Genomic DNA, 13,591 nt, shown 5'->3' on the forward strand with positions numbered 1-13,591 from the left:
CATATAGATGGAATTAAGAGATGGGAATGAACACGTAAAAACAAATGGCCTGCCCTGCAAGTGAGCAGGCCATTTGTAATCAGCTTACGCTTCCTGCACGCTTAGCGGCGCAGTAGCCAGTGCTGCCAACATAGTTTTTATTCCTTGTCCGGCATCGGAACCCAGATGCACCCGCAACGTGCGCCGATCATTTTGCTGCAAGGCCTCTAGGTCGCCCTGGGCCTGGGCATTCTTGAACGTACCAAACGTGTACGAGCGGCCCGGCAACGGCAAATCCTGCGGGTGATCAACGGTAAACTGCACAAACAGGCCCGTGTTGGGTCCACCTTTGTGGTACTGCCCCGTGGAGTGCAAAAAGCGCGGTCCATACCCCGAGGTAGTAGCAATGTGCAGCTGCTCCTGCACCTGAGCCCGCAGCTGCTGCAAGCTCTCATTCATCGCCGGCGATTCGGTGAGGTAAGCCTGCACGTTCAAAAAGTCGCCGGGCTTGGCTTGGGCGAAGAAGTTTTGCAGCACTTCGGCGGCATCATTACCACCTACAGCGGTGTAGTAGGCCACGCCGTTTTCGGTCACTTTGGGCTGCTCTTTCTGCGGAATCTGGCCCTCCTGCTCTACCACTTTCATCAGGCGGTCGGTAGCAGTTTTGGCGGCCTGCACGTTAGGCTGATCAAAGGGATTGATACCAAACACCGCACTGGCTACGGCTGTGGCTACTTCCCAGCGGTAGAATTCAGCCCCCAGATCCAAGGCATCCTTCATCAGAATGGTGATAACCGGGTGGCCCGCCTGCTGCAAGGCTTGCAGCTTGCTTTGGTTGGCTTCGTCCGCTTCATTCTCGTAGCCCACGTACACGAATACTCGGTCGTGCCCGTACAGGCTGGGCTCCCCGAGCGGCTCACCCGCCACCGGCAGAATGCCTTTGCCTTCTTTGCCGGTACTCTCAGCCAGCAGCTGCTCCAGCCACAGCCCTAAGTCGCTCAACGAGTTGGGCACTACCAGCGTCAGCTTGTCGCGACCTTGCTCGGCCAGTACGCCGAGGGCCACTCCAAGCTCCAAGCCCGGATTTTGCCCCCCAGTGCTGCCATAAGCACCGCAGGCACGCATCATCCCGATGGCGCGGGCCAGCAGCTCACCAATGCTTATTCCGTACAGGGCCGCGGGCACCAAGCCAAAGTAAGTCAGGGCCGAAAAACGCCCCCCAACCTCCGGGAAGTTGAGAAAGATGCGCCGGTAGCCTTGCTCCGTGGCCGAGGTCACGAACTTAGAACCGGGGTCAGTAATGGCCACGAAGTTTTCGCCGGCCTTATCGCCCTTTATCTGTTTTATACGGTCGTAGAAATAGTCGCCGAAAGCCAACGGCTCGGCCGTCGTACCCGATTTGCTGGCAACGATAAACAACGTGTCAGCCAGCGGCACCGATTCTTCGATCTGCTTTACGGTGCCGGGGTCTGTCGTATCGAGCACTGAGATAGGCAGGCCGTTTTCGCCCATCGGGAACGACTCTTTGAACACGATAGGTGCCATCGTGCTGCCGCCCATCCCCATCACGACTACGTGCTTGAAACCGGCGGCTTTTACCTCGTGCACAAACTGCTCGATTTCGGGCACCGCCTGCACCATCGTTTCGGCTACGCGCAGCCAGCCCATAAAGCTGCGCACACTCTGTTGAGCCTCCGCATCCTGGGTCCAGAGGGCGGCGTCTTTTTGCCAGAAGCCTTCGGTGAAGTTCTTACCGTTGAACTCCTTAATCTTAGCATCAATGGCCGTTTGAGACTCGCCTAGCTGCATTGTAGCCGAAGCCACCGTGATGCCCAAGGCTTTTTGCCGTTTCTTCTCCAACGACTCCATGAGTTTGCCGAAGGGCTCGTTGAATTTCTTGGCGCCATCAACCTCCAAATGGTTGGTCAATTCCTCCAGGTTAAGCCCAAGTTCGGGCAGGCGGCGCAGCACTTCCTGCGCTTTCTCCAGACCTTCTTCCAGGTGGTTGGCAGGCTGGCCTTTTTCGCGGAAAATATCCAGCGTTTCTACCGGCACCGTGTTCACCGTGCGCGGCCCGATAAGGTTAGTGATGTACTTGAGGTCGTCGTACTTCGGGTTTTTATTGCCGGTGCTGGCCCACAGCAAGCGTTGGGTATTGGCGTCTTTTGCCTGCAAAGCCTCCCAGCGCGGCCCCGCAAATATTTCTTTATAGATCTGATACGCCTGCTTAGCGCTGGCCAAGGCTACTTCGCCCACCATCGACTGCGCCAGTGAGCCTTTCTCGCCGCCTTCAGCCGCAATCTTTTCCAGCATGGGGTCAATCAGCACATCAATGCGGCTGAGGAAGAAGCTGGCCACGGAGGCGATGTTGTCGATAGGCTGGCCGGCCTTCACGCGGTCTTCCAGACCAGCCATATAGGCCTCAGCAACCAGCCTGTAGCGCTCCAACCCAAAGATCAACGTCACGTTCACGTTGATTCCTTCGGCAATGAGGCGGCGAATGGCGGGCAGTCCTTCCAGAGTTGCCGGCACTTTAATCATCACGTTGGGGCGGTCGACGGCTTTCCAGAAGCGCATGCCTTCCTCAATGGTGCCTTCCGTATCGTTCACCAGCGCCGGCGATACTTCCAGGCTCACGTAGCCGTCGCCGGCGTTATCGTGGCTGTCGTACACGGGCGGAAAAGGTCGCAGGCGTGCTGCACGTCGGCAATGGCCAGCTCGGTGTAGATTTCATCTGCCGATTTATTCTGCAAAGCCAAGCTTTCAATGGCCGCGTCGTAGTCGTCGCTGCCTCCGATGGCCTTCTCAAAAATGGCTGGATTGGACGTGACGCCGCGCAGGGCTTCGTCGGTGATGCGACGCTGCAACTCACCGTTGATGAGAATTTTGCGCCGAATGAAGTCAAGCCAGATGCTTTGGTCAAACTGGCGGATAGCTACTAATGGATTCATGCGAAAGTTGGTTTTAAAGCTTCGGTGTTAGTCTTTCTGAGCGGCTGAAGATAAATGCCCCCATCCTACATTCTGTCTACGTGTTAATTCAGCAAAGAGAACTATAAAAAACGGGCTCAGGGAAATGAGGTGGGATTTGCCCTGTGCAGCTCATGGTCAGGCATGAAGCAAACTTATTTTACACAGCCGTCTGGCTTCACAAATTCAATTTAAGAATCGGATTACGCAACCACTGCTTCCAATTTTGAGACGTTATTTCACAATCGTTTGTGCAAAGTATGCAAAAACAAACTTCTTGCCGCGCTAATTACTTCTGCCCCGGTGTTGGCCAGCCCTCTTTATCCCAAACCAGCTTCTCCATCCGCAGCTTGGCCCGTCCCTTATCGGCCGCATCATAACCGTGAAACACCAGGTAATCCTGGTTATCAAAGGTATACACCGAGTTGTGCCCTACGCCATACCAGTCTTTGTTGCCTTCCATCACCAGCGTGCCGCCGCCTTGCTCCAAGCCCACTCCGGCCTTATCGGTGTAAGGGCCCGTAATTTCCTTGGCGCGGCCCACAACCATTTTGTAGGTGCTTTGCGGGCCACGGCAGCAGTAGTCAAACGACGTAAACAGATAATAATAAGCGCCTTTCTTAAAAATAAAGGGGGCTTCAATGGCCGCGTCGCCGGGCATGGAGTCCGTGAACTGGGCGTTGCGGGGCCGGCTGGCGATGGTGCGCCACTGCTCGGGTTGGGCGGGGCCGTCAGGTCGTCGCGGAGCTTCACCAGCTTGATTCCATTCCAGAAGGAGCCGAAACTGAGCCACGGCGCCCCGTCTGCATCACGGGCCAGATTGGGGTCGATGGCGTTCCACATATCCCGGCCCGGCACCGATTGAATGACCTTGCCTTTGTCTACCCATTTGTAATCGGGTGATGCCGGGTTCAGGGTTTTATTCGTGGCTAAGCCAATGCAGGAGGTATTTTTTCCGAAGGCCGAGATGGAATAATAAAGGTAATATTGCCCATTCTGGAAGGAAATATCGGGCGCCCAGATGTGGTTATTTTTGAAACCCGGCACAGCTTTTACCGCCCAGCTGGGCGCCTCACTGAATACGGGCTTCTCGCGCTGCCATTGTTGTCTATCTTTCGACGACCATATGGCAATGCCTGGCCCTGTGCAGAACATATAATATGTGCCGTCCTGCCGAATCATCACCGGATCGTGGGCCGGAATCAGGTCTTTGCTGGCCTGCGCCTGTGCCCAATGAGCGACTAGCAGCAAGCTCAGATATAGAAGTTTTTTCATCAAAGCATTTGGTTTACATTAACGATTGTGTAATCTATGCTTAAATAAGTAAAATTGCGCGGATTCATTGTTACTCTTCGTTGACAGCGGGAGCGAATGAACGAGCCATGGGCTGGTACCCACCCACCGAGTACCACGAATACAAATTATGAACCCACGCAAACCTAAGAAAGAGGAAGTGCCCGACAGCCCAGTTTCCATGGCCGATTTAGCGAAGGAGCTAGGCGTTTCCATGACCACGGTTTCCCGCGCGCTCAGCGACCACTACAGTATTGGGCCTGCTACCAAGCAGAAAGTATTGAAGCTGGCCAAAAAGCTTAACTACCAGCCCAATCATATGGCGGCGGCACTGCGCAAGGGCAAAAGCAAGCTTATAGGCGTAATTGTGCCCTATATAGAAGGCCGCTTTTTTCCTTCGGTGGTACATGGCATCGAAACGGCGGCCCGCAAGGCAGGATTTAGCGTCATTATTTGCCAGTCGAATGAGGATGTAGCCAACGAGCGCAAGAATATCGAAACCTTGCTTAATGCGCAGGTAGCGGGCATTCTGGTATCGTTAGCCCGCAATACACGCGATTTCAAACACTTTGAAAAGGTGCGCAAACGGGGTATTCCATTGGTCTTTTTCGACCGCATTCTGGAAGGCGACAACGTGAATGCGGTGGTGCTGAATGACCGGGAAGGTGCCTTTCAAACCACCAAGCACCTGCTGGAGCAGGGCTGCCGCCGGGTGGCGCATTTTGCGGGTCCGCAGCACCTGAACATCTACAAAAACCGCCGCCAGGGCTACCTCGACGCCCTACGCAGCTTCAATTTGCCCCCCGATGAAGAGCTGATCGTTTATTCCGACATGACTCTTGAACAGGGCCAGGAAGGCATGAAGCAGCTACTCTCGCTGCCGAATCCGCCCGATGGCGTTTTTGCCGCCGGCGACTCCTCTATTCTGGGCGCGCTCCAACTACTCAAAAGCCGGGGTATTCGCGTGCCACAGGATATTGCGCTGGCAGGCTTCAGCAACGAAGGCTTCACTGCCATCACCGAGCCCATGCTGACTTCCGTAGATCAGCGCTGCGAGGAAATGGGGCAGGCAACGGTGCGCTTATTTATGGAACTGGTAGAGGCCAAAGGCACGCCCTTTTATCAGCGCCAGGTGGTGTTGCAGCCGCAATTATTTATTCGGGAGTCGTCGCTGCATTCGGGCAAGCGCTAGGACGTAAATTTGCCCCCAGCGGTAGCCATCGTTGAACAATCACACCTAAAGCAGGGCCGCGTGAGAGAATATCTGCTTTTCGTTGATACAGAGACTTCCGGCATCCCGCAGGACTGGAACAAGCCGTATTCGAGTCGCGACAACTGGCCCCATATAGCCCAGTTGGCGTGGGTGGTGTACACGCGCGACGGTCAGGAAGTAAAGGCGGAGAATCATTACATCTTGTCTAGCGACTACGACATGAGCCCGGCCTCTGCTACCATTCACGGCATCACGCCGGAATTTTTGCGGGAACACGGGAAGCCGCGGCACGAGGTAATGCGCCGTTTGTACGACGATTTACTCCAGTATCAGCCGTTTGTAGTCGCGCATTTTATGCAGCTCGATTATCATATGATGGGCGTGGGCTTTTATCGCGCCGGGCTTGATAATCCGGTCAGTGAGCTACCCACGTTTTGCACCATGATTACTTCGGCCCGCTTTCTACAGTATTCGACTCAGCCAAAACGCGGGCTGCGGTTAAATGAGCTGCACCAACGGCTTTTTAATGAGCCAATGGCGCGCGAGCACGACGCGCTGACCGACGCGTATGCCACGGCGCGCTGCTTTTTTGCACTTTGGGAGCGCGGCGACATCAACGAACAAATAATGATGGCCCAACGACCTCTTGGCGAACCCGGGAAAACCGTTTCGCGGCGGTGGCGCCCCTCCACCCATTTCATAATAGTTCTGGCCCTCGCTGCCCTAGTGGCTCTGCTCCTTATTTTCTGACATGAACGACCGCCTGGAATTTCTCAAAACGGTAACGCCTTTCAACCGCCTGCCCGAAGACGTGCTGGAGGAAGTAGCTGCCTTGCTGCAGGAAGTGACGCACCCCAAGGAAGCGGTTATTTATCTGCAGGATGTGTCGAAGCTGCGCGGGATTGATTTGGTGGCGGAGGGCGAGTACGAAACGTTTTTCTACGACAGCCAGCAGAACAAGCGCCTGATCGAAATTTGCCCCCCAGGCTCCTGCTACGGGGGCGTATCGGTGCTCCTGAATAAAAAACGGTCGTTGCGCACCGTGATGGCCCGCAAAGGCACGCGCGTGTACTTCCTGCACCGCCGCGACTTTCGGGCGTTGTGCCAGGCGTACGAGGATTTTTTCCAGTACTTCACGCACCGGTATGGGCAGCAGATGCTCAACCCTGAGTATGCGCACTTTTTGCGGCCCGATCAGAAGCCTGGGGGGCAAAATTATATCCTCTCCGATCAGCTCTACTCGCGCCGCCTAGAAACCGTGGAGCTGCGCGATATTGTGGCCTGCGCTGGCAGCACGCCCATTCATGAAGTGGCCCGCCGCATGGCCGCCGCGCGCACCAGCTGCTACTTCATCACCAACGACGAGCCCGACGCGTCCATCATAGGCTACGTGACGGATATAACCCTGCGCGACAAGGTGGTAGCCGGCCTGCTCGACGCGAATCAGCCGGTGGCTGCAATTATGGACGCGCCCGTGGTAGACATTGATAGTCACGCCTTTGTGTATGAAGCTGTACTGCGGATGTTCAGGACCAAAACCCGGTATCTGCTGGTAAAAAAGGCCGACGAGTACATTGGCTTTATCAGCCGCAACAAGCTGCTCAGCGACCAGGCGCAGTCGCCGTTTGTGTTCATTCAGGCCGTGAAGCAGACGCTCTCGGTGCGGGAGCTGAAGCGGCGCTGGCAGCAGGTGCCCAACATGGTGTACCAATTGCTGGACCGCGGCGTGAAGCCCGAAATCGTGAATCAGATTATCTCCAGCGTTTCCGACACCATTGCCCTGAAAGTTATCGAAGGCGTGATTCAGGAGCAGGGTCCGCCGCCCGCCAAATTCGCGTTTATCGTGCTGGGCAGCGAGGGCCGCAAAGAGCAAACCTTGCTTACCGACCAGGATAACGCCATCATTTACGAAGACAAAGCCAACGAACAGCGCGAAGCAGTGCGTGCGTATTTTCTGGAGTTTGCCCGCATCGTGTCGGAGCGGCTCAATAACATTGGCTTCTCCTTTTGCGAGGGCGGCCTGATGGCTATGAACCCCAAATGGACGCATTCGCTCTCGCACTGGAAGCGCAATTACACGGCCTGGATGACGGAAGCGAATCAGGAAACGGTGATGAAATTCTCCAGCTTCTTCGACTGCCGCTTCCTCTACGGCGAGGAAAGCCTGGTAACGGAGCTGCAAGACCACTTGCGCGCCGAGCTGCAAGGCCGCCTCGACCGCTTCCTGTACTACATGGCCAACAATGCCCTGCAATACGAGCCGCCCCTCACGTTTTTCCGCAACATCCGCACCTTCGCTCAAGGATCGCAGCAAGTATTTGACCTGAAGAAAACCATGACGCCCATCGTGGATCTGGTGCGCGTGTACGCCCTGCGTCAGCAGATTTTCACCACCAATACCGGCGAGCGCATGGCTTTGCTTAATGAGCAAAACGTGTTTACCGACAAAGAATACCAGGAGCTTCTGCACGCCTACTACTACCTGATGGGCATCCGGCTCAAGAAACAGGCTCAACAGATTATCAACGACCGCACCCCTCCTACCAACTACCTCGACCCGCGCACGCTCACGCAAGTGGAGCAGGTTACACTCAAGGAAACCTTCAAAGTAATATCCGATTTTCAGGTCAAAATTCGGGTAAGCTTTACGAAGACGTTGTAGCCTCACCCCCGGCCCCTCTCCCAAAAAGAGGGGGAGCCTCACGCTCGGCCTATGCCGCACCTTCCGCTCTCGCTCCAGGTACGGCTACCTGTTTCATCCGCTAAGGTTAGCATAAAAAAAGCCCCCAGATATACCTCTGGGGGCTTTGTTGCTTTATAAAACCAAGAAAGGAACACGGTAGCGGTTGCGGTTGCGGAGGCGGCAGCCGACGTAGCCGCGGAGGCCCAGCGCTAGGCTCCCCCTCTCCCTAGGAGAGGGAGCCGGGGGGCGAGGCGAACTACGGCCGGCGATTAACCGCGTTCAAATCCTCAAACGCCTGCTTCAGGCGCGCCACGAAAGTCTCTTCACCTTTGCGCAGCCACACGCGCGGGTCGTAGTACTTTTTGTTGGGCGAATCGGCGCCGTCGGGGTTGCCGATCTGGCCTTGCAGATAGCCTTCGCTCTTCTTGTAGTAATCTTTGATGCCTTCCCACAGCGCCCACTGCAAATCGGTGTCGATGTTCATCTTGATGGCACCGTAGCTGATGGCCTCACGAATTTCTTCCTGGCTAGAGCCTGAGCCGCCGTGGAACACGAAGTCGATGGGCAGAGCCTCGGTGATGTTGTGCTTGCTGCGCAGAAACTCCTGCGAGTTGTGCAGAATCTTGGGTTGCAGCTTCACGTTGCCGGGCTTGTACACGCCGTGCACGTTGCCAAAGGCCGCCGCGACGGTAAAGCGCGGGCTGATAGCGCTCAACTGCTCATAGGCGTAAGCTACCTCCTCGGGTTGGGTGTAAAGCTTGGAGCTATCCACGTCGGTATTGTCGACGCCGTCTTCCTCGCCGCCGGTTACGCCCAGCTCAATTTCCAGAGTCATTCCGATCTTAGCCATGCGCTCCAGGTAGCGCTTGCAGATTTCAATGTTCTCCTCAATCGGCTCTTCCGACAAGTCCAGCATGTGGGAGCTGTACAGCGGCTGGCCGTACTGGGCGAAATGCTTTTCACCGGCTTCCAGCAAACCATCAATCCAAGGCAGCAGTTTCTTGGCGGCGTGGTCGGTGTGCAGAACAACGGGCACATCATACAGCTCCGCCATCAGGTGCACGTGCTGGGCACCCGAAATGGCCCCGCGATGCTGGCGCGCTGGTCGCCATTGGGGATTGACTTACCCGCAAAAAACTGGGCGCCACCATTCGAGAACTGAATCATAACCGGCGAATTCACCGCTTTGGCGGCTTCCAAAACGGCATTCACCGTGTTGGTACCCGTCACGTTTACGGCCGGCATCGCGTAGGCATTAGCCTTGGCATGACGGAAAAGTGCTTGTATTTCGTCGCCGTGAAGCACGCCGGCCCGCAGTGTGGTGAGTTGTTCAGTCATCATAAGAAATGGTGTTAAAGCAAAAAAGTATAGGGTGGGAAGTACGTGCGGCAATTTCCAACATTTTACCGACGAACCAAACGCCTTGTCAGAAGACGATTTTCAGTCTCCTTATTTAAATCGTTGTCATGCAGAGCAGGGCGAAGCATCTCGCGTGCTGATGCTGGAATAGTAATATAATCGAAAAGAACGTCATGCAGAGCAACGCGAAGCATCTCGCTCGCTGACATTAGATTACTATTGCAACGAAGCGGGCGAGATGCTTCGCGTTGCTCTGCATGACGTTCTGGTTGTTTATTTTTGACGGTTTTGCGGCATTGGTTATTATTGAATTCGTGTCAGGCGCAAGTAGTCCAGCATGGCCTGGTTCACCTCGCCGTTCATATTCTCATTAGCGGGCTCAAAGGCCAAAGTCAACGTCTGGGGGCCTTTTTCCAATTGCACTTGCACTGAGTTCGTGAAGCCCCAGTTCGACCATTCAGCTACTCCGCGCTGGGGCATTACCATGGTTCCCAGCTGTTGCTGACCGTTTCGCAGGGTACGCAGGGCACACTTATTCTCCGTGTTGATCGGTCCGTTGCCGTTAGAGTAGCGGAAATCAATGGCGTACAGACCCGTTTCCGGCACCGTCACGGGAATACTCAGCGCCTTGTTTTTTGTTTTGCTGATTTCAACAAAGCCCTGACCCGTAAAGCCTTTGTACGGCAAAGCCGCCTTCGGAGTAACGGACTCCAGTTGGTACAGTTGGCTGAACTTCTCCCCATTCACCACCAGCGGCTCGCTGGCAAACGATTCGAGACCCGCGGCATCCACCGCTACTACCTGATACTCAGCGTACCCCGTGGCATCGGCCGGCGTCTCCTGGGCCGTGGTAGTGGCGATGGTCTGGCCATTTCTCAGGATGCGGTAGCTCCTTACGCCTTCCTGCTTATTCCAGTTGATGCGATTGTTTGCAAAAGCAACTTCGGGCGCTGCGGGCGAGAATCGGTTGGCTACCTGGTTTACTGAGGCCGTCTGGGGGCTTTTCCGACCAAGAGAATGCGCACCTTATGGCGACCGGTAAGCGTGGCCGGAATGGTGGCATTCGCTAATGGCTTGTCATCCAGGGTGATGGTCGTTATCTCATTGCCGTAGCCTTCCATCTCCATATCCAGCACCGCCCCCGATACTTGAAGCCGGCCAGCTTGCGCGGCCCCGCAAATGCCTTTGGTACGAAGGGCCGAAACACGAGCTTATCAGCCTGAAAATCCATTCCGAACAGCACCTTGTACACCAGGCTCAGGTTGCCGGAAAGGCTCCAAAGCATGTTGCTGGAGTTTATCTGGGTGCCGGCAAAGTCGCCGTTCTCAGCCACGAAGTTTTCCTTGTTGGTTAGGAACAGGGCGGCAGGCCGGTAGATGGCGGCCATGCTTTCCGTCAGCGAGGCTTCGTTGCCAACTTTGGCCGCCGCCAACGCCCAATAGCTTTGCACAAAGGGCCACACGCCGTTATTGTGATACGGCGGAATGCCCGGAATCTGTGGATAGATGCAGCTGATACCGTAAGCTGTGGTGGGCGTTTTTTGCACCACTCGCTCCGCCCGATCACCATCGGCCACGCCAAAAAGCACACTTAGCGCCTCGCCCAGCGCCTCCGCTCGTGGCGACAGTATTTTGTAGGTGCGGCCGTACAGAAACTGGCCGTAATAGCCCTTCTCAGCCATCCAGAGGTGTTTGTTCATGCCCTGCTTGATCTGCTCCGCTAGCTGCTGATGTTTGCTGGCCACGGCCGGCTCGCCAAGTATGCGGGCCATCTGGCTGAGCACCACGTTGCCCTGATAATGCACGGCGTTGGTTCCCAGCGTTTCCGACTCATATATGTCCACGGGCTGCATCCACTTCGGGTAGGTTTGCTCCCGCCAATCCAGAAACGACGACTCGCCGCGCACCATGCCCGTTCGGGCGTTGTAAGCGTTCTGCACGTCGTCCTCAATCGACTTTTTGATGATGGGATATACTGTGCGCAGCCACTGCTCGTCGCCGGTCACTTTGTAGATTTCCCAGGCCGCCGTGGCCCAGATCATGCGGTCGGTGGAGCACGGATACGCGCCGCCCGTGCCGGTATCCTGAATAATGCGGCCATCCCCGGACACCTTGCGCATCAGGCTTTTCATCGCCACTTCCGGCTGCAAGATACCCATAGCCAGGATGATACTGTAGCTGATGTCGCGGGTCCAGACGCCGGCCCACTCCTTGCCCGTGCGGAAGGTGCTGTCCGGCTCCACGGCCCGCCGGGCTTCCTCCAGCGTCAGATTATACAGCGCATCGGCAATGGGGTACTGGGAGGTGTACTGCGGAAAGTCATCGGTCTTAATCGACTTCTCCCACTTGCCAGCGGTGGTTTTGGCCGCCTGGGGGGCATTTAGCGTCAGCGTAGCCTCGTAAATGCCGTTGCCATCGGGGTCTTTCAGCTCCAGTTCGGGCTTGTTTATGAGGTTGTCAAAATCCCAGCTGAGCGGCGCTGTGTTGCCGGCCACAAATACCTTTTTAAAGTCTTCCTTATAAATCTTTTCGCCCTTGAACGTGGTGTAGTAGCCTTGCTTCTTGAACGCTTCTAGCACCGGCCGCATATCCAGCCGGATCTTCATGGGCGTGTTGGGGGGCAAATAGGTATCGGCCGGCACCGGGCCGGGGTCTACGTAGCGCTGCCCAAACACGAGTACCGGCAATTCGGGTGCGTTGGCGCCCGCCCGCGGCACGGCTACAAACCGGTGATCCTGGCCCGGCGCAAGCTCGTTATCCTTGCCGTTTATACTAAACTTAAAGTTGATCTCGGGCTCTGAAACGCGTTGGCCGGACTTTGATAATTCGACGTGAGGGAGGTAGGTGAAAGCACGCGTGCTACGTGCTTGCCCTGCACTACACTATCGCGATACACGGCGTACGCCTCCGATTTCCATATAGCCCCGGAGTTGTCACCCGTTTCGGTCGATTGCTGCATCTGGCAGGAGCTTAAAAGAGAACAAGCAAGCACAAAGCCCGCTGAAAAGGATGGTTGCTTCATACTGACAAAATGGAAATACGGCTGCTTGCATTGGTTCGGCCAGCGGCTGGCTAATCAGGCACGGCACCTCAGGTGGGAAGGCGAAAGATAAAGCAGTTTTGGCAGCCGCGCAGGCATTTACTGGCGCAGTAGGCTCGCTTGACACGGTTATCTTTCTACACAAGATGGGAATGTTGCAAATTGACCGGCCGAAACCGTAGGAGAATAGCTATACTTTACTTACTTAGTAGTAGGCTTTTCTCAATTGTATTTCTATTCCGTTATGCAGCTTCTATTTTACTGGTTTCGTTGCTCCCTCCTACTAGCTTTTCTACTGGGGCTAAGCGTGGACACTATTGCGCAGAAAAAGCCCTTGCCGGCCTACGTCGTTACGGCCGGCGGCGACACGCTGCGGGGGCAATTGTTCCGGCTCCAAGGCTGACGCAGCAGTACCAGGTAGAGTTTATTCCGATACGGGGCCACCAACGGCTTTTTCTGGATGGCTATCAGCTCGCCTCCTTCACTTACTATGCAGACCTGGATACTATACGCTACGTTTCGCTCCTCTTTGCCCAGAAGGGCACTAACACCCTCTGCCGTGGTTTTCTGCAGCAGGTAGTAGCGGGCGAAGCGCAACTATATCATTACAGCTTCAATCATGTTCGGCAAGGATTACCTGTTAGCAATAACGGCCGGTCCGGTTCCAGCTATAGCAATCCTAAAGACCCCAATCCCGGCAATATCTATGCATCCCTGAGGGGTGGTAGCTGGCAGGAAAATGCTCGTATCATTTCCAATAGAGATGGAAACCACTCCACGTCCGGGCCGTTGAGTAAGCGCGGAGTATACAATCCTAAAAACAGCCTCGTCATCTATCGCACGGATAAGCTACAGCTAGAAGATGTCAGTGGATGGAGATTCCCGAAAGATGCTGTCACTTATTTTAGCGACTGTCCGGAGGTGGTCGCCGACCTTAAATCAGGCCAGTACCGTGCCCGCGACATTCCCCAGATTGTGCGGCGCTACAACGCCTGGCATCAGGCGCAAAAGCCCGTACACTAGGAGGCTGTCTTCTCACTTAGGGTCTGATATATA

Annotated in this window: 11 protein-coding genes and 2 pseudogenes; 4 read left to right on the plus strand and 9 right to left on the minus strand. The window is 55.4% G+C overall.

What is annotated here, in order from left to right; all coding sequences use genetic code 11:
* Positions 1-84 precede the first annotated feature (84 nt).
* The 4 genes and pseudogenes from H9L05_RS20470 to H9L05_RS25375 form a co-directional block, all read right to left on the minus strand.
* On the minus strand, positions 85-2,652 hold the full coding sequence (locus tag H9L05_RS20470; protein ID WP_187732465.1) for a bifunctional transaldolase/phosoglucose isomerase: 2,568 nt from the start codon (positions 2,650-2,652) through the stop codon (positions 85-87).
* Positions 2,613-2,930, minus strand: a complete 318-nt coding sequence (locus H9L05_RS25365; protein ID WP_187732466.1) for a transaldolase family protein — start codon at positions 2,928-2,930, stop codon at positions 2,613-2,615. Before H9L05_RS25365 ends, H9L05_RS20470 begins: the two co-directional genes overlap by 40 nt.
* Before the next feature lie 307 nt (positions 2,931-3,237).
* Positions 3,238-3,609: a family 43 glycosylhydrolase gene (locus H9L05_RS25370; RefSeq protein ID WP_262892583.1), complete on the minus strand. Its 372-nt coding sequence runs from the start codon at positions 3,607-3,609 to the stop codon at positions 3,238-3,240.
* 125 nt (positions 3,610-3,734) lie between these two features.
* Positions 3,735-4,223, minus strand: a pseudogene (locus tag H9L05_RS25375) (family 43 glycosylhydrolase); the annotation flags it as partial.
* A gap of 148 nt (positions 4,224-4,371) precedes the next feature.
* Between H9L05_RS25375 and H9L05_RS20485 the strand changes: the two are divergent.
* Genes H9L05_RS20485 through H9L05_RS20495 form a run of 3 tightly spaced genes read left to right on the plus strand, consistent with a single transcriptional unit; the run spans position 4,372 to position 8,116 of the window.
* Complete coding sequence (locus H9L05_RS20485) at positions 4,372-5,433, plus strand: LacI family DNA-binding transcriptional regulator (RefSeq protein WP_187732467.1); 1,062 nt, start codon at positions 4,372-4,374, stop codon at positions 5,431-5,433.
* 60 nt (positions 5,434-5,493) lie between these two features.
* Positions 5,494-6,204, plus strand: coding sequence for a 3'-5' exonuclease (locus H9L05_RS20490; RefSeq protein WP_187732468.1), 711 nt, complete (start codon positions 5,494-5,496; stop codon positions 6,202-6,204).
* 1 nt (position 6,205) lies between these two features.
* Entirely contained in the window at positions 6,206-8,116 is a 1,911-nt protein-coding gene (locus H9L05_RS20495) for a DUF294 nucleotidyltransferase-like domain-containing protein (RefSeq protein WP_187732469.1), read from the plus strand.
* Positions 8,117-8,393: 277 nt separating this feature from the next.
* On the opposite strand, the pseudogene fbaA reads toward H9L05_RS20495, so the two are convergent.
* The 5 genes and pseudogenes from fbaA to H9L05_RS24305 form a co-directional block, all read right to left on the minus strand.
* Positions 8,394-9,475 (minus strand): annotated as a pseudogene (fbaA, locus tag H9L05_RS20500) (class II fructose-bisphosphate aldolase).
* 324 nt (positions 9,476-9,799) lie between these two features.
* Positions 9,800-10,288 (minus strand): carbohydrate-binding protein, encoded by a 489-nt coding sequence (locus tag H9L05_RS24290; RefSeq protein WP_223284604.1) that lies wholly within the window; start codon positions 10,286-10,288, stop codon positions 9,800-9,802.
* Positions 10,289-10,476: 188 nt separating this feature from the next.
* Positions 10,477-10,632: a hypothetical protein gene (locus H9L05_RS24295; protein ID WP_223284605.1), complete on the minus strand. Its 156-nt coding sequence runs from the start codon at positions 10,630-10,632 to the stop codon at positions 10,477-10,479.
* Positions 10,593-12,212, minus strand: coding sequence for an alpha-L-rhamnosidase-related protein (locus tag H9L05_RS24300; RefSeq protein ID WP_223284606.1), 1,620 nt, complete (start codon positions 12,210-12,212; stop codon positions 10,593-10,595). The genes H9L05_RS24295 and H9L05_RS24300 overlap by 40 nt, the downstream gene beginning before the upstream one ends.
* A gap of 50 nt (positions 12,213-12,262) precedes the next feature.
* Positions 12,263-12,454, minus strand: a complete 192-nt coding sequence (locus tag H9L05_RS24305; RefSeq protein WP_223284607.1) for a hypothetical protein — start codon at positions 12,452-12,454, stop codon at positions 12,263-12,265.
* Between the two features lie 351 nt (positions 12,455-12,805).
* On the opposite strand from H9L05_RS24305, the gene H9L05_RS20510 reads away from it, so the two are divergent.
* On the plus strand, positions 12,806-13,558 hold the full coding sequence (locus tag H9L05_RS20510; protein WP_187732470.1) for a hypothetical protein: 753 nt from the start codon (positions 12,806-12,808) through the stop codon (positions 13,556-13,558).
* The last annotated feature ends 33 nt before the right edge of the window (positions 13,559-13,591 follow it).

It is taken from the genome of Hymenobacter qilianensis (assembly GCF_014489555.1).
Lineage (GTDB): Bacteria > Bacteroidota > Bacteroidia > Cytophagales > Hymenobacteraceae > Hymenobacter > Hymenobacter qilianensis.